We start from the raw sequence: 24331 nt of genomic DNA on the forward strand, positions 1-24331 counted from the left end.
ATTATTATCTAACAATTGTAACGCTTCCTTCCATTTTATAGGGACCTTTGTATTCTTCAGAATCACCCTCATAAGTAATCACCCAGGGATAAACGCCTATAGGCATAGGCTCTCCTCTGTATTGACCATCCCATACCTCATTCCGATCTCTGCTTTCGAAAATTATTTCTCCCCATCTATTAAAAATCAACATTCTAAAATTTGTAAAATTTGCACCAAAGACATCATAAGTGTCATTTTTCCCATCCTTATTTGGGGAGAATGAGTTGGATATGTATAGCCTCGGAGGACACACTTCACGCACATCAGTAGCATCTTCTATGGTACAACCCGATTCATTGGTGATTAAAACAGAATATTTTCCAGGCAATGCAACATTTATTGACCGGCTCGTGTCGCCTGTCCCATACCAGAAGTATTTTTTTCCTGGTCCTGCTGTAAGCTCATAGAATTGAACGCCTTCCTTGCAAAATTTCACTGATTCAGGAAGTGACCTGGTGGGCGCTGAGAATGCTTTTACTGAAACAGATTTTTGATCGTAACAACTTCCTATTTTAACTGAAACCTTATAGTTTCCGGCAAAAGAAGCATTATAAACAGTATCATGAATTTCCGTAAGCTGACCGTTTTCATACCAAGTATACTCAACTGGAAGACCCATAAAATTATATGTATTCTTGACAATAGGATCCAGCACAACATCTTTACCTGGGCAGATTCCTGTATCTTCTGCTATTATCTTTGGTATCGGGATTCCTACCAGCACGAGACTGTCTTTGTCCATGCAGCCATGACTATCCTTTACCTCTATAAAAAATCTTTGAATTATATTGGAAGAAATTGCCTCGATAGATGAAGCAGTAGAAGGTAATTTTATTCCATCAATGGTCCAGATATAAGAGACATTTTCAATCTGATTAGCAGATAAAACAACTTTTGTATTTTCACATTCAATAATCGAATCAGCCATAGTCAAAGCCGGAGGAGCCCATACCACAGTCTTTCCGGAAGCCTTGCAATTCCCGTTTTGAAAATCTACTTCATAAACTCCGGATTCATTTATATTAATAACAGATGTGTTTTTGTTAAGCAGAACCACTCCATCTTTTTTCCAGATATAAATTCCCGCAAAAGAAGATGATTGAGGAAGAGCATTGAGCTTTAAAGTATCGCTCAGGCAAATGTCTGGCGGAAGACTCAATACAGGACCAGAATTCACTATGAGCCTTACCGTATCAGAAGCAGAACATCCTTTATTATCTTTTCCAACAAGAATAAATGTACGGTCTCCGGAAGAAGTAACTTTCAGTGTAGCCGCATTACCAATTACTATACCTTTTTCATCTATCCATTCATAAGAATAAGAAGGAGAAGGAGAAGGAGAAGATTTTGCTTCGAAGATAGCCACATCACCTGTACAACTATTTAAATCATCACCAGCGCTTATATCAGGCAATGGATTAACCGAAATTTTAATTTCATCAGAAACAGATATACATGGAGCTGCTCCCTCTGCCCTTAAGCTAAGGGTTATGTCACCAGCCTTCTCATCTGGTTTTATCCTGTAATAGGTTTGCGCTTTTGTATCATCTGAAAAGCTGCCTTTCCCCCCAGTCCATTTTAAGCCAGTAGCATTCAAACTACTTCCGGATAGGATAATAGAGTCTTTATCTGCACAAACAGAGATTGGCAAACCTGCTTCAACAGTGGGTGCATGCTTATAGATAATCTTAATATTATCAAATACCTCAGGGCATGGTGAAGCGTTCGCAGAAGTAAGCCTTAACAGAAATGAATTTGATTTTAATTCTGCAGCAGAAGGTGTATATGTTGTTGCAAGTTTATTCTTATCCCCAAAAACACCATTACCTCCTGACCAAATGCTACCTGTAACATTTTTAACAACACCAGTGAGATTAATAATTTTTGTCGTTTCGCATAAAACAAGAGAATCACCCGCCTCTGCTTCAGGAAGCTTTTTGAAAAGGATCAGCATGGAATCTATTGCTGAAGGGCAATTAACCTGAGCATCTGATCTTAAATATAATTTAACAGATCCGGAATTTCTTTCCTCCGCTGTAGGTGTATATTCAGGGGTTAGAGCAACTCGAGAAACATTAAACACACCATTACCTCCTGTCCACTGAGCACTTGAGGCATTTGTTAAAGTGCCACTAAGCTGAAAAGTGGAAATGTTTACACAAACAAGAGTATCATTAATCTCACCTGGTTTATTTCTAGATTCTGCATCAACTTTGGGAAGAGAGACTAAATAATCAACTTTCTCCTTTACCATTCGGGCATACCACCAGGTATTGATTGTTTCAGGACATTCTTTTTTGCAATCGTCGGTTCCTCTGTCTTTCCATTGATGACAACCAGCAGCATTGGAACATCCGGTCAGGTTGGCAAGTCCATCAATTGCAGTTCCTCCTTTGAGTTGACTATCATCCCAAAATAATTGAGGCTTGGGGCCTATCGGTCTTACAAGATCTACAATGTAACCATTCTTATGGTGCTCAACGTCATACAGCGGAAGATGCGTTATTCCATTCCCATAGCTTAATTCTACTTCAACAGATGCTCCAGGAGGGACAATATTTCCTTTGCCATCTCTTGTATTCCATTTAATACAATTCTGCCCCTTTACCACGGAAGCTGAGATTATTCTATCCGTGGTATTGGATTGATAACCATCCTGGCCATTTATATCCAGCAATACCTCAATATTTCCAGGCTTATCTACATTTATATTGATGCATCTATTATCAGGATCACAACCACTTATAAATGGCTTTTGCAAAAAATTACCAAAGGTGCCTGTTGGATAACAAGTAGGATCAGGGTCATTAAGAAAAATTTTATACTCTGGATAAGTTACATTCCCTACTCTACTGACTCTGTCATTAATAGCGATTCCGGTACTTGTGCACCCTTTGGAATTTGCGCTGATAGTAGCACCGAAAGGCTGTATCCCATTGAAATCTATAGATGTAACAATACTATCCGTTGAGAGCACATACATCTTTCCGTTAAAAGCATAGTTAGCGGCGGTTGTATTGATGTCCCAAGTATAAGACCATAGCCGTCCAGGCTTGGCTATATTCCCCTCGGCTACAGTTATATCAAACAAATTAAAGTATCTTTTGGAATCTGTTTTAGTTGTCGGAGAAACAGGATTAAATTCTATATAATAATCACCATCTGTAAGAGACGTATATGACAAAGCATTATAACCACCAGCAGATAATTGTAAAGGACCAGCCACCGCCTGATTGTAGTTTGCAATAAAACCAGCACCAGAGGCAGGTATTAATGTTGGCCCCATCACCACAGTGCCATCCGGACTTTTAAGCTTGAAGTAAACGTCTTCATCCGGTTGATTAAAACCGAAATAAATAATTTCACCAGCTTTGCAAATGTGAATATTAAGTCGGTTTTCCTTTGGAGCATCGTACGTCATAAACAATCTTGAACGATCGAATATCTGAACAACTCCATGATCAGTGGATTTAGGCATTAATTCCTTTGTGCCTTCAGCCAATACAGTAACTATGGATAAGACACAAAGTAATATAAATGCATATACCCACTTGCCCCTATCAAAAAACAAAAGACGAAACGGATATTTGCTTATCATACCTATTATATTTTACAGACTATAGAACTAGTCAGTAAAAATATTATTGCCAACAATTTATTTACCCATTCAGAGTTACAGGATGTATTTAATATGGAATTGTATTAATAAGAACATTAAGGAGAATAATTTGCCTGTACCTAATAAAAAAAGGATTAATAAGAATATTAATCTGAACCAGAACAGAAAATTGATTGACTATTGCATTCGCAAACTGTGCAATACATTTTAAAAAAAATCCTGACAGGTGACAAAGGATCAGTAAACTGAGGCTTGTCATCTGTCAGGGGCAAAAAATCGCAAAGTAAAAATTAACCAATAAAGGTTCCAGGTAAAAAATTAAAATCTTATTTAATAAATTGATAACCCTATATCAATAAATGATTTTCCCTCATTCATGCTTATGCCTTCTAAAGATTCCTTGTGCGCCAGATATCTGATAGCATTTAGACCAGGCATAAAAAAATAGGCTCCCCCTACAACTGTTACAAAATTCTTTTGCAACTCTAGTCTTTTTCTAAATGGATGATCAGGAATAGAAAATGTTTTACCATTTACAGGAAGACTAGCAACCAAGGGATCGGGATCATTATATAATCCTAGAAATTTGGGGTTATTTATCCAATTTTGCTGAATGAATTCAAATTGCTGAGAAATGTCAGCATTAAAACAAATGAAGTTCAGGCCCCTACTGCCTTTATCTCCAGAAGAAGCAGCTATTGCATCTTTTATGAAGTCCTTCATATCTTGAGCATCACTTATTCCCGTACCGTATGATCTGCCCCTGCGTATGATTCTATGATTGCGTACCGCCTTCAAAGATTCTTCAGGTTTATCCTGGATCATTGAATCACGGGGATTAGACCTTCGTACATGAGATGCGAAAGGACATTTTAACCCATCAGGGTCTTCCTTTACAAAACCACGGATATTTTCATCTTTACTTATAAAAGATGTACCATCTGGCATGCGGCCTACCATTTTAGACGCAATGTATTCGGCATCCATCTCCATTATGTTTGATGCTTTTGCTTGCTGGTCTGCATAGCTCCAGAAAGCACTTACATCCTGCTCCAGTTGCCTGAAGACAAGATAGGTGCCATTCTTCCCAAAATCACTTTTAAACGAAGCATGTGAGTCCGATTTACAGGGTGAAAGGTATTTACTTTCGGACTTTACAAGAGGACTTCCAGATTTCTCATCATATTCATTTATACAACCTAAAAGAACTTCTCCATCTTTCAGTACATCTTCACGATGGATATCCCAGAATTTAGCTTTACCACTATGTTCATTATCTGGATGCCTGTTCAGATAATGGTTTAAAAAACCTTCTGTAGTGACATCAGTAATTCCATCGCGAAAGCCAAAATGTTCTTTTTCTCTGAAAGAAGAATCTACTCTATAAGCAAGGTTAATATGAGCACTATTAAGTTCAAGGCTATCTATTTTCCTTTCAAGAGCAGCAGGGTCTTTTCCAAAGACCATCAAAAGCATATCAACAGCACTATCCTCCTTTTCATTTCCCCATTTCCAGTTTGAAGGATCATTTTGTTCAAAGTCTCCAAGAATTTTTTGCCTTGCTATCATTCCCTCAATGAAAGGAATAGAGAATGTATGCAATTCATCATTATCAACGCCAAGCTTTACAAGCCCTTCTTTTGTGAAAGCAATATTTAAAGCGCTCTCTCCATGACCTTTATCTAGGGTTTGAATAAAATTTAAATTATGCTTTAACCATTTTCTAGTTTCTTCAATAGCTTCATTCTTAAATCTGCATAACAAGTATGCCGAAGATTTAAGGTCTCTATAGCCCAGATAAATGAAGGATTGAATATCTTCAACTTGAAACTGTGAACTAGTAGTATTATCCGTCATAAGATTCATGTATTAGATCAAGCAAACAACTTTAACCATTGATGAAACTCGGCAGCATTCATTTTTTCCTTTTGTATGCCATCAGAGATAGATGCATTTCTCAATTTATCTTTCATTACAACATCCGTATATCCGGAATACCAGAACGGGCATTCTATCTGATTCTTTCTTACCAAAGGCTTAAATGATGTACCTGAAGAAGCTCCCCCTCCAAAAGCAAAAGAAACTTTAGGATACCCTCTCATATTGGAAAAATTGAAATTGATAGCCTGCGCTCCCCTGTCAATAAAGTCACTGATGTAGCTTTCCCATGTACCGTCATAATCACTTAAAAAAAGGCAGTGAAATATTTTTTCCTTCTTGTTCCCTGGATGAATAAATTTATTAGGAATAATGAGCCATTTTACAAAATGAATACTCTCAATCCCTGCAAGTTTTCCGGTTCGCTTACGCCCTCCAGAAAACCTGGCAATACTGAGTGATACTTGAAACTTCCAATACCATAACCATGTTGGAGAATTTTTCAATATACCATGAACACTTAATTGATTTTGAAGTACATTATTCTCTTCCTTACTTATTTTCTTATAATGATCATAATTAACCTTCGACGGTTTTGCATTCCCCTCCCTCATGATAAACTGTCGGTATAAAGAAAAAAGTATTCCCACTGGAGCGAATGTAATAACAAGTACCAAACACACTAAAAGTCTCCATGTCAATTTTAAGGCCCATACCGCTTTATACCATGGATGAGATTTATAAGTAGTCTCCTTGTATTTTCTTCGAATGAACTCAGCTTTCTCTGGAAAATCCGAAGGATCAAGCATACTTAATTCCCTTTCAACTTCAGAACGAAGATTTCTTTCATCTATAATCCTTTTAACCGACCAGCCTGGCTTTCCTACCCAGAATAAAGACTCCGTAACTGCATTCGAATTTATATAGCTAAGAAAGGCTTTGCTATCAGATTCACTTGAATATCCATAGCAAAGCGAATAGACCTTATCTATAAAGCTCCCAAGTAATTTATAGAGATTTAGCAGAACAGCTTCTTTATCTCCATCAAAATTCATTGAGAATACCAGATAACTCTTTTCCAGATCAGGTTTGGAAGAACTTTCAAACTCATCAAGGACAATATTTTCTCCTGTGATCAGAAACCATCGAAAAAAATGAATATCTAAATTTAGGGATCCTGAAACCTTTTTCATTCCCAATTCAAGCAATGCTTTCAGTCCCTCCTCCCTGCCATGCATTATTTCCGTAACAGCATTGAAAGACTTTTGACTTGACAATTTATAATCAATGTCTTTCATACCAATTTCAGGTCTTTCTCTTTACTCTCCTTCTTTAACTGGCGTTCGCGTATATTTCTTCTATACTCTGAAAGTTTCTCATAAATAACATGTCTTGCCCAGTTCATTGCACCAAAATATTTATGTTCGGGAAGACTGTTTCCGACATTGAATTCCATATCTTGCCCTTCCTGCACTCTTTCCTTGGTATCAAATACCTGCTTAGGAATTCTGATTGTGGCGACATGGGTCAGAGGTCCATTCCAATCAATAACAGGATCTTCCGGTTTGGTATCATCACTCGTCTGAAACTGAAGATAAACGTCAAGAATAATCTTTTGACCAAACTGCAGACTCTGAAATCTTTTCTTCATAACATTTTTCAGATAATCTTCATGATCAGGATCAGGGTAGTTCAAAAATTCATATACTTCTTTAGGTTTAACAACATATTTAACAAGCGTATTCTCATTTCCAAATGTGTATGCAGTCTGACTGTAAAAAGGAATATTAAAAAGGTCCACTGTTTTCTTTCTTGATTTAAGAGCCATTAGGGCAATATAGGGCCAGGTTATAACACCTAAAAGTATCATCAATCCACCACTGAAAAGAAACTTAAGTCCGTAATACGTTTGCTTAACTGTTCTTGATCTGAAATGAGGAGAACTTCCTAGTAAGAAATCCTGATTCATTCCTCGATCCTTGTGAAAGACGCGCACAGCAAGGGTCCTCACATCCTTCTTGAGCATTTTGTTTTTTCTGTAAGCACTTGCATAACGCATTTTAGCGACAAACTTCTCGCCAGGATTTTCAAATAAACCAACCCTTAACTCCTGAGGAAGGTTAGTATCAACAACAAATTCAGCTTCAAGGAATCCATGCATCATCGGGCTGAATACCCTTCTGGAATAATCTTGCTTAGATAAGCTGCATAACTCTTTTTCCAGCAGTGCTACGAGTTTGTAGGTATACTTGATATCATCTTCTGTATACTTTTTTTTCTCGTCATCTCTTAAGTATTCCTCTTTGCTTTCCATTGTTAAGTAACGTTAAAGGTTCGAATGAAAAATTTTGCTAAATAGATTTCAAAAATTCATCTTTTTTTCTTCTGGATATATCGATACAAGTTTCGTCTGACATTACTGCAATTCCGGATTTCCCTTTAATATACCTGACTACATAATTGCTGTTTATAAGGTGTTTGTTGTGTACTCTTATAAAATCATATCCTTTAAGTTTAACCTCATATATACCCAAAGTTTTTGTAGTCAGATATTGACCTTTTACAGTAAAAACTTCAGTATAGTTGCCACTTGCTTGAAATCTTATTATATCAACAATGGGAACCACATAAAAACCTTCGCTATCGGGAATTCTGATTCTTCCTTTGGAAATAAGAACATCAGGATCAGCAGATGCTTTCTTTTCACAGACGCGTTCAACAGCCTCAATCAGTTTGTCAACCTCAAAAGGTTTTAGCAAATAATGTATGGCTCCATTAGAGTATGCTTCAGGACCATATTCTTTATGTGCAGATATTATTACTACGTCAAAGTTTCTGGTAGCTTTTTTCAGTAATTCAAATCCTGAAAGCCCAGGCATTTTTATATCGAGAAAAATCAATTCGGGAGATAATGTTTCAATCATTTTCATCGCCTCCAAAGGATCAGAGGCCGTACCTGAAATTTCAAGATCTTTACAGTGCTCCTTAATCAAGTCACTCAGTATATCTATTACTTCCTCCTGATCATCGATTATGAGTGTTTTAATTTTCATTTGTTTGTTTCATTAAATCAGAAAATGATTCTCGCAGCTTACCACATTCTGTGTAAAGCAAACCGGTCAAAGCCTCAGTATTCTCAAACACTTCTTCAGTCTTTTTTAGCTGATCGTTAAGGTTCTTGATATCAAGCGCATTTAAAACATTGTATATACTATGTATAGTCAATGCAAGAGCTTTAAAAGCTATCTTATTGATATTATCAGAAAAAGTCTCAGTATATAATTCTAGTTTACCAATGTGTTTGTTCAGATGTTTGTTAAAAATATCCCGATCCTGGAAGATGGATGAAAGATAAGGAAAGGCACTGCCTTCATCATCATGGATCAATTCAGTCAGATCATCATCGAGCAACTCAGAATGTCCGATTAATTTACAAATTGCTGACACTAGCTCAGCTGCATTTACCGGCTTGTATACTACATCATTCACTCCTGCCTCTTCAGCAAGTATATCTTTTTGTTTAAAAATATGAGCCGTAAGTACAAGAACAGGTATCTGGTTTTTAGGAAATGACAAACTCCTTCTAATGAACTTACACAAATCTGCTCCACTCATTTCAGCCATTTTCAGATCAGTAACCACGATATCATAATCATGATTCTTAATCATTTCAATAGCTTGAAAGCTGCTGACAGTCGAAGAGACTTCAGCTTCTCTTTTCTTCAGAATCTCTCCTGCCAGTTCAAGATTTAAAGGTTCATCATCTACAAGTAAAATTCTCTTTCCTCTGAGAATGCCTGAATTAGTATTAAATGTTTTTCCTCTGCTCTTACCTGAAAGCCATTTAAGTTTTATATTAAATGTAAAAACAGAACCTTTATTAAAAGCGCTTTGAACCTTTATATTCCCATCATATAACTTGATCAATTTTTGTACTATAGCTAATCCTAATCCACTTCCGCCATAATTTTTAGAGATATTGCTCGAGGCTTGCGTAAACTCTTGAAATATCACATCAAGCTTATCCTCTTCAATTCCGATTCCTGTATCTGACACTGAAAATTCAAGGTAAATGAACTCTTCTGAAACTTTCACCGTGCGGACATCTACTTCTATTTTTCCTTTATGAGTAAATTTTACTGCATTGCCAATAAGGTTGATCAGGATCTGATTCAGCTTGTTTTTATCTCCGCAGATATCATGAGGAACTGAAGGATCCATATTAAAAATAAACTCCAGTCCCTTGTTTGTAATCATGTCATGAAACATGAGCCGCACTCCCATCATTAGTTCATGAAGATCAAAATCTTCTTCAACAAGCCTTATTTTGTCTGAACCGATACGCGCAGAATAAAGGATATCATTAATAAGAGACTGTAAAGTACTTGTGGCTGTTTTAATTTTCCTGATATTGTCATGCAAAGGCCCGGAAGATTTGTCCAGCATAAGTAAATCAGTAAACCCAAGAATCACATTCAAAGGAGTAAGTATTTCATGGCTCATTAAAGAAAGGAAATCTTCTTTAACTTTTAATGATTCCTCAGCCCTGTCCCTTGCTTCTTTAAGTAATGTATTCTGCTTAAAAATCTCTTCTCCCTGCTTGGTTAAAAGTAAATTGGCATCCGTGAGCTCTTTGGTTCTTGCCAGTACCTCTCCTTCCAATGCTTCATAAAATCTCGAGTTTCGTAAAGATATGGTCAATTGTCCAGACAATATTTTTAAAAATTCAGTAGTTCTTGCTGAAAATATGTTTGCAGTGAGATTATTCTCCAGATACAACATACCTTCCAGCTTACCTTGATCAATCAGAGGGAATACAATAATGCTTTTTGGCTGGAATTTTAAAATATACAGATCCTTACTGAACAGCACATCGGTGCACGCATCTTTAAGAATAACAGTTTCCTTTTTTCTTGACGCAAATCCTATGATTCCATCCGGGAATAATTCATTGCGATTGAACACTAATCCGCTGGTATCGACTTCATATTTATCCATATCACCAAATGCAACCAGCTTCAATTTTTCCGGAGTATTGATAAAAAATCCAGCTTTATGAGCCCCTCCGTGCTCCATAATAATTTTTATAAGCTTCCTGAAAAGTTTTTCCTGAACAATCTCTTCAGAAAGAACTGATGCAGATTTCAAAAGACTATGCAAAGTAAGCTTTTCATTTTCCAAAGAGAATAATTCCTTTGTGTCCTGAAACTTAGTATCTGCACTTTTGCGCAATGCACTTACTTTAGATTTTGCTCCCCACAGACTGTAAAGATCAATGGCCTTTGCAAGGAAGCTTTCATAAAAAATATAGTTTTTGGATCTGTAATAAAATTTAGCCAACAGTTCATAACCCAGCGCTTCTTCATTAAGGTATCTGTTGCTTTTAGCAAGCTCTATAGCCTTTTGATAACATCCTATCGCATCTTCAGGCCTCCCTTTTAACTTCAGAAGTTCCGCTTTTACAAGATAATATTTATGAAGGCCATTCATCGGCGCATTATCAGCGATGGCTTTCAACTTTTTGAGGTTTGAATTCAAAGCCCCCAATAAGACTGATTTACTGTTATAGCCAGAAATTTCCAATGCTGCGGCAATACTCAGAGAATCATAAAAATAAAAAATGAGATTGAGCGAACTCCCTATTACATTCGACAACCTCATCTTCGCTTCATGCGCGTGTCCCCTTGATTCATTTATGTTACCAAAAAGGTAATGCAGGTACATCTTGCAGAGATGAAATTCAAAAAGTGATGTTTCAACTTTCTCCGAGTATAAAAGACTTAGCATCTCCTTCTCATTAAAAAACTCGCCTTTAAATTCGAGAGGATTTGCGTCATTGCTGATCAGATTAACAACAGTCTGAGTATATATCCCATGCTGAATGATGGGCATCTTATGTTTTATACTCTGAACTATACTAAAATTATCCAGCATTATCTTCTTCAACTCATCCAATTGAAGGCCGCAAAAAAAAGCATTGAAATTATATACAAAAATACAATAAGCAGAATACTCCGTATCTCCAGTTTCTAATCCTATCTCAGAACTTTCAGCTAGAGGTTGAAGAGATTCGCGTAAATGATGCTTCCAGTGCATCACAAAATTATGCATTAAAAAAACAGTCTTACATTTCAGAACATTATTTCCATGTTTCAGCAATAATGGCCCTGCAGAATTTCCAATTTTATAACCGAAGTTGATTTTACCCAATCCACCAATGAGCAGAGAACCGAAACTTGCACATATAAACCCTGAATATTCACAGTGCCCGTTTCTGATTATCAATTCAAATGCTTTACAGGAAAGTAGTGCATATAAGTTAGGGTCTGAATTATAAGCAGCCGCCCCTACAGAACAGATGATTCTTATTGCAGAATATATTCTTTCATCATTCAGATGATGCTTATCTGTTAAGAGGTCCTCTCCGGAAATTTTCAGATAGGCTACCACCTTCACAAGTTCCGCAAGTACCTTTAGTTTGTTAGGCGTACCTGGTATTTTAATATCAAGCATCCCCAATACATATAAACCTATATCAATTGCTTCCCTCAACCTTGATTGGGCGATATAGGCCAGGATGCGAATTTCATATACCTTTATCTTTTTATCCTGAAATTCATAATTAGCAAGAATTTCTTCTATTGCTATCTCCATCTCTTCAAAATTCCCTGTGAGATAAGCAGCTTCTGCATATAGTGAATAAATATCTGCAGTATGAGGCGCATTGACCTTCCATTTGTCGGTAAACAAAAGTAGTGTTGCATTTCGGGAAAATTCATAAAAAGGCTGAAACGCCGCACTGGTCTTCATTTTCTTTGCAGCTTTGTAATTCTGCTGAGAGAGAAAAAATTTTTCATCTTCATCAAATACAAGTTGCATTGAAAAGTTATAGTGGTATACCAAATCCAATAGATGACTTTCCAGCTCTTCAGAGTTCATTCTTGCTTTGAAGCTTCTGGCAATCTGCAGATGCATTTTCTGAGGATCTGTTATCAATGCATTGGCAGCTTGTTGAATGCCATCATGGGAAAAGCGGTAATCATTGCCTGATTTGATAAGCAGGTTTTCTTCAAAAGCCATATCCAGCTTGCTTTTTATCCTTTCGAGGGACATCGGCAGGATAATCTGTAATATGCGAGGATTAAATTTACTTCCAAGGCAGGATGCTATCTGTAACAACCGGCTTGTATCATCCGGCAATCCTTTTAATTTTGATTCTATAAATTTTACTGCATTGTCAGAAATTTTGATAGACTTAATTTCGTCCAGATCCCAAACCCACTTTTTATCAAAGCATAATAACTTCTGTTTAACAATGGACCTTAAAAATTCACTTGCAAAAAAAGGATTACCTGAAGTCTTTGCATATACTACCTGAGCAAGGCTGGCAACTTCTGTAACGGGAAGGTTTAAAGTCGTAGCCACATATTCTTCAATCGCAGTATTGCTTAAATCTGCAATGGGGATCAAGTGGTACTCCTCATTAATTTCACTCAGTTTAAAAAGTAAATTGTTTCTTACCTCTCTTGGCTCTTCTTCACGGACTGCCCCAATGAATATTATATTATTGATATCCTTTTCACTCAACACTTCCATCAAAAGATCAAAAGAAGATTTATCCAGCCATTGAAGGTCGTCAAAGAAAACAATCACTTTTGTCACATCAGCAGAAATAATTTTGAAGAATTTTCTCATTGTATAAGAAAATCTTTTTCCGCTTTCTGCCATTGGCAATGTTGTCACCTCTTGTTGTTTGCCTATAATCAATTCAAGTTCGGGAACAAGATCTGTAAGAACCTTGCCCGAACTTCCAATCTGGTCCCTGATTTTTGAACCATAACTTTTTATGACTGATTCATTTTCCCTAAGGACTGCATTAACAAAATCTGTGATAATCTGAATGAAAACAGAGTATGGATAATTCTGATCAAACTGGTTGGATTTAGCCTGGAGAAAAAATCCAGATTGAATATGTCGTTCATGAATATGCTTGATAAGACTGCTCTTCCCACTCCCTGACATACCTGAGACCAGGCATATTACTTTCTCTCCATTACTTGCCTGTTCCAGTAGATTCTTAATTTTATTGATCTCTGTTTCACGGCCAAACAATTGATCTGGCAACTTGAGTACTACATCATGGCTTCCAATTAAAAAAGATTCTATAAATCCGTTTTTCAATTCATTATGACATCTTTCAAGATCATATCGTAGCCCAATAGCAGTTTGATATCTACTTTCCTGATCTTTACTTAAAAGCTTTTGGACGATCTGTGACAAGGATTCAGGAGTACCATTAACCAATTCATTTAGAGGAACAGGCCTTTTGGCAAGATGAAAATGTATCATCTGATATGGATCTTCCGAATAAAAAGGACTCACCCCGCTGAACAACTCATAAAACATTACTCCCAGAGAATATAAATCACTTCTGTAATCAGCCAGTTTACCTACTTTACCTGTAAGTTCTGGCGAAATATAACTCAGGAAAGTGGAGTCATTTATTCTACTATTGTGCTGATTCTGCTCACTATAAAAAGTGGCATTTGAAAAATCAAAGATCCTTGCTTCTTCAAAATCAGCAGACAATAATATATTATATGGTGCAAAATGATTGTGTATGATTTTATTGTCGTGAATTTTCTCAAGGAGCTTTGAGAGGCTAATGCATATTTTAATCTTTTCAGCAATATTGGTAGAGGCAAATAAATTCTGAAGTAGCAAAGTTAGTCCATTAAAGTACTCCAATACTAAAAGTACTTGGCCATCAGCCTCATCTATAGTTGGTAATGAAGATTGAGAACCGTCTACCAGAGAAAAAAAATCCAGTTCTTTACTTCTTTCCTTTGGGGCCAAAGCATTTCGTTGTAACAAAACACGTTTGTTATCTTTAATTCTGCATGCTTCCCAAAGAGAGAAATTAAAGGAAGCATGAATAAGTTTTATGTCCTTATAGCCCAAAATATCCATAGATTTTTTTCAGATAGAAAATATTAATACCGAAAATAAGCTGGTTTATACAATACAAAGCATTATATGAAACCAACTTTTCTCGTCCCCCTGAATATTTTATTAGAATACACTAAGAATTTTATTCAAGTAATACCAGTTATACGTCTCCCCTTCATATAACTGGATATACTTTTGAACAAAAAGTAAAATCGGATATTGAAGTACTTCAAAGATTAAACAAGGAATTCTTATGCAATCAAAATTTTTGTACGCAGTGGCACATAAAATCTGACATTAATTTCCCGCTTTTAAGTGAGATTTCAAAGATATATTTACGATTTTTAAGAATCAATACACCTAAAAATCAGACAATTACCAGGTAATAAACTATAATATCCAGTTATCTCCCATACTGAACCAGATAATAAATCTGGGTTGAATCCGAATAAAAAAATGCAGGTAATATTATTATCAAACTTATATTATAAATGTATTTAGAATATAAAAACGGAAAATAACAATGCTCACCAAAGTGGTACCTATAACCCCAAAAAAAACAATAATTCCTTTTGCCTTAAGTATTAAACCCTTATCTTTCCAATGTCAGTATTCAATCGCATGTGCGGTATCGGGTTTGGTCCGAAAAGAGAATACACCATCTTTATAAAGTTGAATAATGAGTCTCTCGTATGTTAACTGTAGTTATTAGAAGGAGCACTTCTGTTTATCACTGGCCGAGCCTGGCTCGTTTGGGGTTCTCAGAGTTTCTTTGAAAGGCGAAAGTGAGTTATAGAACATATTTCTCCCTAAAAGATGTCTTTTTTTTCATTTAATATGATTGTTCTGGCTGGACTGACCGGTACAGGCAAAACCCTTTTATTAGAACGTTTTGCACAATACAATTATCCAATAATTCATCTTGAAAAGCTTGCAGGTCACAAAGGATCTGTTTTTGGTGATCTAGGTATCGACTCACTTCCGCCTGATCAAAAAACCTTTAATGCTTCCCTTGAACTAGTTTATCAACAATACAATGCCTCTCCTATAGTTTTTACTGAACATGAAGCTCCTGCTATCGGCAAACGGCGAATTCCTGAATGGTTCTACAATCTGATAGAAAATGGATTTATCATTTACATCGATCTGCCTAAAAGTGAACGAATAAAACTATTAAAAAAAGAATATGGCCATTATGACCCATATCTTGTTAGCAAAGCGGTTGATAAATTAAGCGACAGAATTCCTGCAGTAATAGTAACCAAGTTAAAAGAATATTTATTCCATAATGATTTTGACCAGTTTACTGATTGCATTTTGAATTATTACGATCAATCTAATCATTATGTGACTATCCGGAATAAAGCTAAAATTTTGCTTGAGTTCCCTGAATTTAATCCTGAAGAAATAACAAGCAAAATTTTAAATATGCTTAAACAATTCAACTTTCCTGTTCTTTAGGAACAGCGGTCACAGTATCGTATTGAAGACCACTTGAACCTTCTCCTCTGCCAACTTGCTTTCTATAACCATACCAATTAATTACAGATCCATTGTACCACCTGGTTCTCTGGAAAGTAGCCTTTAACTTAACTCCTGCTCTCGGAACTTCTTCTTCATGTATAAAATAGGGGGTTACCTGAACATCATCTAAACCTATTCCCTCTCGCATTAATTGAGTTCTGGGTCTTATATGCGTATATTCTCCTTTAAATAGTCGTGGCATAGATGCCCGCTGTAATTGAATTTCGCGGTTGCTGCCAGACTTGTGAACAGGCAAAAAAGGTATCCAGTTTTCAGGCACCGAATTCGCAAGCATATAATTAAACATAGTACCCTGCACTTGGTCAACAACTTGAGGTGCTCCTCTGAATTTATTAAGTTCCTCCGAAAAGATATTCGCAAAACGATGTCCGTCCAAACTACTTCCAAGGCTATCTGGGATTTTGGATTCTATTGCCCACACCGTATTGGTCATTTCATCTCTCAATAAATGTACTTCTTCTATCGGTTCGCTTTCCATGTTTTTAACAACTACAGGTGGTATAAATAATCGAGTATCAGCGGGCACTTTTCTATCTCCTTCATTACTTATAGTGCTTAAATTATACATACCCCAACCTGACCAGTCATCCGTTTCCCCCTGAATTGCCGATGTTACAAAAGTTTGTTCTCCAAAAACATCTGTTACAACTATACCCTTTACATCACAAATGCGGCCAACAGGAACCCGATACGGTACGAGGAGCCAGTCATTATTATAAAGCAAAGCATATTCGGTAAATATAAGTTTTGCAATATCTGTTGTTTGAGCGTTAATATTACCAAAGTCCACTTTACCATTTTCAAACTGCCACCACCTTGAATTAGGTGCTCCTGAAAATTTAGCCTCTGTTGGAATTATACTAATAACTTCTTTTCTGTATTTCATTAACTCTTCTGAAGTAGCATTGCCTGAAATGCCTGGCACACCTTCTGATTTGTTAACATCAAAATTATACCAGTCCAGATCTCCGGAATAATATTCCGTAGCTCTGACCACAGTATTGGTACCATCTTCAGATGGCACCGCACAATCAAAACTATATTCAAGTTGATTAGGAACCCATGAGCTGGAAACATTAACATTATAATTTTTTGGTATCCAATTAATATAATCACTAATTGCCTTATTTAGTAACGAGAGATGCGAAGGATTATCTTCAAGTAAAAGAGTAATTGTACCATTAAGATCACTGACAAACGCTTTATATAGTGAAATTCCATCAAAGTATCTGTTTGCTGAAGCATTTACAAGAGAGTAATAATTTGAATTGCAAAAAGCCTCAGTTTTATCAAATATTTGTTTATTGGAATCCCCATCCAATATTGATTGAACGGGTTCAATAGGACACATTTTCTTTAACTTGCTTTTGTAGACCTTTCTACTGAAATCAACTACTCCCCATTGAGAGGCAAGCTTTTCAAGGATATTCAGAAAGATCATACCTGATTCTAGTCTGGATTTAAAATCAATTTTTTTAGGTATACTCTCTATTCGTTCCTCCAAGGGGGTAAAATCAGAGTAAGCTTCTACACTACCATCAGCAGTTTTCAATTTACTAACAGATGTAGTATGCATTAATATTTTGGAGAAAATAGCCGATCCGGTGTCTTCACCCTGAAACTCTCCAAATTGCCATTGTCTGGTTAACATCCACAATGGATCAAACACTCCACATTCCAGTACATTATCAAACTCAGATGTTCTGGGTCTTGGTTCCAGACGGTTCCATGCCCTGAATGGTTCACATGAAACAGTATCTACTCTTGCCATCTGTTTATTCTTGTTTAGTTTTTACATTTGAAAAATCCATTACCACCTGTACCCCTAAAGGATTATTTATTTCATCGGCAATTTGAGGAGGCACAACTTCTGCAGCAATGGCTGGTAAAACATGATTTAGAAATGAATTATCCAAGTGATCCGGTTCAACGGCTCTGTTCTTTGCTAATTCCATTGTATCGATAATTGTATATACTAAATCATCCCACTCCCACTGATTGGTTATACTTGGAGTAACAGCAAGCAATACCGATTGGGGAGCGGAAGCATTCGGCTGATTATAATTAAATACTATTCCACTCGTAACTTCTTTATCCGGTATTACTTCATGCCATTCGTCAATTATTAATCCGCAAACAGGCACAAGGCCTGTTACATTTAAAACAGCATCGTTAATTAGGATTAGTGATAGCTTATCTCCATTTGCTATATAATTGGAGGGATATTCCTGCCCCATCCAGAAATCTCCTGGTTGATATGGAAGTTGAACAGGCTCAATTGTAGCTGACGAATTATCATATATATCTGCAATCTGTCTCCACATTTGAACATCATACATTTTCTTTCTTACCCTTGATATACTTCCAACCCATTCTTCAATTGCCAATAAGCCTTGGTGTCTTGTAATTCTGGAGTCGGGGGCAAGGGTTAATTGTTTGACAATATCTGTTGTATCATATGCTGTGAACTGTGGAACTGCATGAAACGTTTTTCCAAAGATCACTTTTGCTAATTCTCCCAGTTTTTCTATTTTAATCTTTGCAACCGGATAAGCTGGCAATTTATCCTCAAGCTCCCTTGCTGATTTTCCTCTGGTTAATGCCTCTTTATATTTTAAAATAAGGTGTTGGAGAGCAGCCTGCTTTTGAGAAAATATATTCGTCTGATCTTCCTTCTTCAGAGGAAAAGTTACAGACAAGGCATTTGGAATACCAAGAAAAAAAGCATGATAAAGTAAGTTAAATATACTGTCGTACTCCTGATCTGTTAATTCCACATCAGCTATTGCGACGTCACCTTTGAGAACTGCATCTACTATAGGTTCGTTCTCTACAGTACCAATAAAGGTTCTGAGAGATTGCAAGCCTATATCAATTCTCTCTTCAAATTCCGGAAGATTAAAATTTCCCGGATTCTGTCTATCGGATTCATCATTTGCCATCTGTAGATCATTAGACCCACAATATCTGGAATTCCCAAACATGTTTACGATAGGCTTTATAAGTAAAAATATTTCGGCTATACTTCTGTCTTCTGAACTCCAATCTTCCCCGCGTTCATTTGTATCCAATACAACAGCATTAGAATATTCATTTCTAATCCGTCTATATAAACTAACCAGTAAGTCCTTCAATTCTTCCTCTCCTCCAGGCAAACAGAAAAGATCTATTGGTTGAATCCCTAAAGAAGTTAGATCAAATCTCTCTCTTGTAACGGTCCCTCCATTTTGGATTACAGAAATAAGATATTTAATTTTTGAAGCCTCTCCAATGCTATCTCCCAGCCATTTATTAAAAGAGGGTTCGGTTTGATATCTTATTGAATTAGTCGACTCCCAGCCATTAGGTAAAACAGAAGGACTTATAGCAGCAAAGTTTAGTACAACTCTCTGTGTGACAACAATCCCAGTTCTATTGGTTTCTATCACTTGAGGATCCGGAATATTTTTCCCTTCACCCAAGGCTGACAGAACTGCAGCAGCTCTCACGTGATTGCCTTGTACCATTTGATAAACACTTTCTGATATTGCAATATCACCAAGTGCATCATATGCATCTGCCATCCGATCTATCTCATCAATTATAGCATTGTATATCTTATCTTTATTATCGTCGGTTGTCAGGGCGTTATCTATAGCAGCTTTAATTTTAGCAGGAAGAGCAGCAAAATTATTTTCTTTTAATGAGTCTCCTACTGTTTTGTCATTCAACTGGCCGGGAACAGGTTCAAGCCATTTTATTACCTCATAGACTTCATCAAGTATCATCGAGCCATTTACTACAAGACTGACATAGGCAGGAATATTACCGGTGGTTTCGTTCACTTTTTGCTTAAGCGGAAACGCTTTTCGGAAGGGCTGAATAAACTTGTCAAGTTCTACATCTTTAAATTTTTCATGGAGTCCTCTTTCAAACTGGAAACCAAGTAATGCACCAACCTCCTGACCATTTCTTATTCCTTCAATTAACTGCATAGCCATTCTGACTCTGGCAGAAGATAGATTAACAGAAAGACGATTCTGCACATTCTCTTCTTCAGTATTATTTTTATATGCATTTCTTAAAACTGCAGCCGTTATTGCCTGACTAATAGACGGCGCATGTATTAAGCCATCATTATCCTTATCTATGTAAACGGGAATTTCAGGTTTTAATTTAAAGTCTGCCAAGTTTGCAGTTTGCGTATAAAGATCTTTTTCGCTCCTTTTAAGGTTTTCAACATAGCCATAAGCCCCCAGAAAAATTCCATTTTTCTGCAAACTTCTTTGCTTCTGAAGACGCTGATGAACAAGACCAAACAACCATGAATCCAAACGATAGCTACATAAGCCAAGATGTTCTGCTAACAGGATTTCAAGGCTTGCAGTAGGAATGCGTTTCAAACAAGAAACAGCATCCCTTACATTCTTTAATTTATTAAAGAAGAGTTGATGACTACTATTATACAAAGAAGGATTTACTGATCTGACCTGATCCAGATAATTGGCAACTGAATAATGCCGTCTTAAATTGATATGATTTAAAAATGAATTACTGTCATCCAGCTTTAATACTCCCGATGTACGAAGATCTGAAAGATTTTTAAACAGATAGTGCCACTTGGTTGTATAATGATTTTTATAACTATTATTCTCAAAGGTCCTGCTAAAATAATTAAACCTGTTTCCGGCATCTCTTCTTTGTATTTCGGACAGGATTCCTTCACTCTGCAAAATAGTAAGAGCAGTTTCCTGATATGCTTGTAAAATAGATTGTCTGAGAAGAGTAAAAAGTAATGTATTGGATGGGAATTTTACAGGATCACTAAAGTCATTTGATCCAAGCATTCCATTTGCTGTTGAATTAATAAGCCAATCAATATATGTTTGATTGCTATCTTTTAGATTGCTTAAAGGAACAGAGTCCGAACCTGCTACCAAGTCGACTTTATTGCCATTGACAAGGTAATTTAAATTCATCATCCTTGAATTAAAAATCCGGGAATAGTCAAACTGATCTCTTATTCGCGAATAAGACACATCTTCAGCTTTCCATGGGAAAGTAGTGTTTATATCAAACTCATCCGGAAAGTTGAATGAAGGATAAAAATTCCCTTCCAACATTAACTCTTTGAATCGACTCATTAATCCTATAGGTCCAAAAGTATCTTCAGCATTGAAGTTAGCATCATTTGTATTAGGACCTTTAGCGATATTTATACTGTAGCGGTAGAAATAATCCTGAGAAACTGCATTTAATCCAAGCATTTCCACAAAGCGCTGCTGAGCATTTCCCTTGTGTAAATTCCCTGAATGAATCACCTTAGATTCTCTCAGTCTTGTCCATTCTTCATTTAATAATTTTAATAGGTCATGAAGTCTCAGTTCAAAACGTTGTTGGAGTTTATTTTCCACAGGAACAGATAAGGTTGCCCACGGCTTAACCAAATCAAGTTCTGCTTTTGTCAGAGAAGGCAAACTGTCATGAAGCTGTAAACGGGAAAATGCCGTAGTAGCCATTATTCCATATGGTTGCATTCCAATCCTTATAGATGGAACAATCCCTCTTCCGGAACAATAATTGGTAAAGAAATTTTCTGTACGTCTGATGTTGTCATAAGTAAAAATACGATCAAACATTTCTTCCATAAAATGCCCGATTGTAGCATTCCATAAACTTTTATTAATGGCGAAGGAATTGGCAATTTCAAGATTATCCGCATTGCCAGCATACTGAACGATATCATTGCTTATCCCAAGCGCATCACATAAGTATTTTCCATCTGTTTTATTGAACGGATTGATTTCATTTGAATCATATTTGACATTTTTTATTTCTATGTCAAATCTGTTTTCAAGGTCACTTTCAGGAGAAAATCCAGACTTTTTATTTTGAGTATTATTGGTAGGAGTTCCTACTTTAAGGAAATCCAGTCCATCCACACTATAGGTATGATTGTTAATCAATTGCTCCAAAGCTTTCTGACTGGCGATGGAGTCAGAATTTTTAACTCCTAAAACAATTACTTTTTCAAAACCCTGATCATACTCATCCTTGGTAATAGTTAACTTAATACCCATCCCCTTCTCTAAAGCCTGTGGAAAGTCAGTCATCCACATTAACCCTTCATCAATGATCATATTTCCAGAACTGTCAATTCTATAAACAGAATTATCTTCCTCTTCAAATTTTGAAGGATCCAAACCGACCTGAAGATTTGCAGGTACAGGTTGCCCCACTGTTATATGTGAAAAGCTTCCTGCATTCTGTGTGATCAAGACAAACTTATCAGGAAGACATTGTGCCGTTGGCGCTTTTGTCCAGTCTTTTTCTTTTATTAATACTTCAGGATAGGTTAATGGATTCTTTAAATTATCAACAAACAACCTGTGATCAACAGATATAATTTGCTGAACTTTTGATTGAATGGAATTAAAAGTCGCAACTACTGCTTGTAAGCCTGCTAAGGCGCTTTGTAAGATGCTGATTTCCGCTGATGAAAGGGATTGTGCTTTGGAAATAAGTTCATTCAGAATAGATGCAATCTGCACAAGCGATACTTTCAGTTTATCAATCAGATAATCTTGTTCATTAACAGTAGAACTCAGCTCTGACTGCAAGTTCTGCAGGCTATCATTAACAATAGCAAATAGATTCCGGTCCTTAAAAGATTTAAAAATTGCGAAAGGAGTCTGATCCAGCTTTACCAATTTCAAATTTTCTGTTGCGGTTTTACCGATATTTATAGCATCGACAGTGTTTGAAGAAGGCTTATTTTTAAATATAGTAACATTAGCAGCAACATTACGTGGATCCAGACTTCTCGCTACCCATGATGCTCTTTTTGTTCCAAGAGCAGTACATAAGGTTTTCCATGCAGCTATTTCCAGATCCTTGTCATCACTTGCGGCCCAGTATACTTTCCAGAATTGTTCACCTGCCTCTTTTTCCTTTTGGGTAAGCTTTTCTTCATGAGTATCCATATGAATATCATCCGGATAAATTCTTACCCATAATTCATGTGAAGGAATAGGTGCTTTCGGAAGATAAACCGCTTCTGGAAAATTCCTTCCCTGACCAGCAAACGCTCCGATGATATCTTTTGCCTCCCTGCTAAAGGATGACACTAAAGACTTCCCAATGCCTTGAGAATTATTTTTATGTTGATATGCATTGATCTTCTCCTCAGAGGAGCCCAATTCATTCGAAATGGCCGAATAAAGGTTTTTCAGCAATTCTGTATGCCCTGATTTTTCCTCTGCAATTGGGACTCTTATCGTATCAGCAAATTTCTGTATACGAGGATTAAGGTCTTTCTTAAATCTCTTTAAAGTTTCATATTTAACCTGTTGGCCCAAATTAAACTTTTTTATTTTAATCAAAGTCTTGATCCCCTGAAAATATAGATCTCCGGAAGGTATATTCTGAGGCCTTGGTAAACTATCAAGAAAAGAAAGATATTCGGATTCAAATGCCCCTATCAAACGTTGAGTTTCATTAATCTCCGGCTGAATCTTACTTTCAACAAAAGACTTCCATGTCCTGTCTTCATGTATTTCCGGAATTTTTCTTGAAGCTGTATCAAGTTTTATTTTTATATCAGCAAGCAATTTCTTTATACGGTCTCTCTGATTATTTTCAATGCTTTTAATGGATCTGACTTCTTCTCCTGCACCTATAAAATAAAATTTAGCATTCTCCAATACAGTAAAAATATACCTGCTGAGATCTTTTTTATTTTTAACATTTATATATGGGATGCTGCTGCGCTTTGTAAACCTTCCGATTTGAGAATCAATAGCCACTAATGAATCAATAGTTGCTCGGACATCCTGAATGAGATCTGTTCTGGCAAGTCCAATGGAAGCAAATGCTTTTTCCAATGCATTAAATTGTTTCCATAAATTTGACATTTCCCCTATATAACTTGCCCCTGAATTAAATGCCAGGATTTGAATATCATCCTTAATATCTGCAGCCAGCTGTTTCAGCCATCCCTTTTCTTTTATAGTAATGCTGCTTAAATTTTTAAGATTGTCAATAAGACTTGAAATATCATCCGTAACAGAACGGATACTTCCGCCATTTACATTTGACTGAGTATTAATTATCAATACCTGAAGGTGCGCAAGCCCTTCCAGAATACCTTCTATAGTTACCTTCACCTCTTCTGCCTGCTGCTTTTCGACCTTCATAAATCGAGTTTCAATCCTCACAGGAAAAAGCAAAAAAGGAATAGCATCATTTTTCATATTGACACTGTTCCTGATGTCATTGATGCGTGGATCTTCAAACTGGGCTATGATCTGATTGGACATA

At 36.5% G+C, this 24331-nt stretch carries 9 protein-coding genes; 1 reads left to right on the forward strand and 8 read right to left on the reverse strand.

Going from position 1 to position 24331, the window contains the following annotated elements; translation table 11 throughout:
* Window positions 1–4: 4 nt before the first annotated feature.
* From J7604_RS06685 to J7604_RS06710, 6 genes are all read right to left on the reverse strand, one after another.
* Window positions 5–3640, reverse strand: coding sequence for a gliding motility-associated C-terminal domain-containing protein (locus tag J7604_RS06685; protein WP_293892972.1), 3636 nt, complete (start codon window positions 3638–3640; stop codon window positions 5–7).
* Between the two features lie 351 nt (window positions 3641–3991).
* A complete protein-coding gene (locus J7604_RS06690; protein WP_293892975.1) occupies window positions 3992–5518 on the reverse strand; it encodes a hypothetical protein in 1527 nt (508 codons plus the stop codon).
* Window positions 5519–5535: 17 nt separating this feature from the next.
* Window positions 5536–6837, reverse strand: coding sequence for a hypothetical protein (locus J7604_RS06695; RefSeq protein WP_293892978.1), 1302 nt, complete (start codon window positions 6835–6837; stop codon window positions 5536–5538).
* Complete coding sequence (locus tag J7604_RS06700; RefSeq protein ID WP_293892981.1) at window positions 6834–7853, reverse strand: hypothetical protein; 1020 nt, start codon at window positions 7851–7853, stop codon at window positions 6834–6836. The genes J7604_RS06695 and J7604_RS06700 overlap by 4 nt, the downstream gene beginning before the upstream one ends.
* Before the next feature lie 37 nt (window positions 7854–7890).
* A complete protein-coding gene (locus tag J7604_RS06705; RefSeq protein WP_293892984.1) occupies window positions 7891–8592 on the reverse strand; it encodes a LytTR family DNA-binding domain-containing protein in 702 nt (233 codons plus the stop codon).
* Window positions 8582–14509 (reverse strand): AAA family ATPase, encoded by a 5928-nt coding sequence (locus tag J7604_RS06710; protein WP_293892987.1) that lies wholly within the window; start codon window positions 14507–14509, stop codon window positions 8582–8584. The genes J7604_RS06705 and J7604_RS06710 overlap by 11 nt, the downstream gene beginning before the upstream one ends.
* A gap of 795 nt (window positions 14510–15304) precedes the next feature.
* Between J7604_RS06710 and J7604_RS06715 the strand changes: the two genes are divergently transcribed.
* Complete coding sequence (locus J7604_RS06715) at window positions 15305–15949, forward strand: hypothetical protein (protein ID WP_293892990.1); 645 nt, start codon at window positions 15305–15307, stop codon at window positions 15947–15949.
* Here the strand turns inward: J7604_RS06715 and J7604_RS06720 are convergent.
* Together J7604_RS06720 and J7604_RS06725 are read right to left on the reverse strand one after the other, a co-directional pair.
* The gene (locus tag J7604_RS06720) at window positions 15930–17804 is read right to left on the reverse strand and encodes a hypothetical protein (protein ID WP_293892993.1); all 1875 of its coding nucleotides are present in this window, start codon (window positions 17802–17804) and stop codon (window positions 15930–15932) included. The two genes, J7604_RS06715 and J7604_RS06720, sit on opposite strands and share 20 nt — an antisense overlap.
* Before the next feature lie 4 nt (window positions 17805–17808).
* Window positions 17809–24330 (reverse strand): hypothetical protein, encoded by a 6522-nt coding sequence (locus J7604_RS06725; RefSeq protein ID WP_293892996.1) that lies wholly within the window; start codon window positions 24328–24330, stop codon window positions 17809–17811.
* Window position 24331: the final 1 nt, after the last annotated feature.

The sequence above is a fragment of the Sporocytophaga sp. genome, from assembly GCF_017745095.1.
GTDB lineage: Bacteria > Bacteroidota > Bacteroidia > Cytophagales > Cytophagaceae > Sporocytophaga.

Coding starts and splice junctions, on each gene's coding strand:
- J7604_RS06685 (WP_293892972.1), bottom strand. CDS start 3,640: ATGATAAGCAAATATCCGTTTCGTCTTTTGTTTTTTGATAGGGGCAAG.
- J7604_RS06690 (WP_293892975.1), bottom strand. CDS start 5,518: ATGACGGATAATACTACTAGTTCACAGTTTCAAGTTGAAGATATTCAA.
- J7604_RS06695 (WP_293892978.1), bottom strand. CDS start 6,837: ATGAAAGACATTGATTATAAATTGTCAAGTCAAAAGTCTTTCAATGCT.
- J7604_RS06700 (WP_293892981.1), bottom strand. CDS start 7,853: ATGGAAAGCAAAGAGGAATACTTAAGAGATGACGAGAAAAAAAAGTAT.
- J7604_RS06705 (WP_293892984.1), bottom strand. CDS start 8,592: ATGAAAATTAAAACACTCATAATCGATGATCAGGAGGAAGTAATAGAT.
- J7604_RS06710 (WP_293892987.1), bottom strand. CDS start 14,509: ATGGATATTTTGGGCTATAAGGACATAAAACTTATTCATGCTTCCTTT.
- J7604_RS06715 (WP_293892990.1), top strand. CDS start 15,305: ATGTCTTTTTTTTCATTTAATATGATTGTTCTGGCTGGACTGACCGGT.
- J7604_RS06720 (WP_293892993.1), bottom strand. CDS start 17,804: ATGGCAAGAGTAGATACTGTTTCATGTGAACCATTCAGGGCATGGAAC.
- J7604_RS06725 (WP_293892996.1), bottom strand. CDS start 24,330: ATGTCCAATCAGATCATAGCCCAGTTTGAAGATCCACGCATCAATGAC.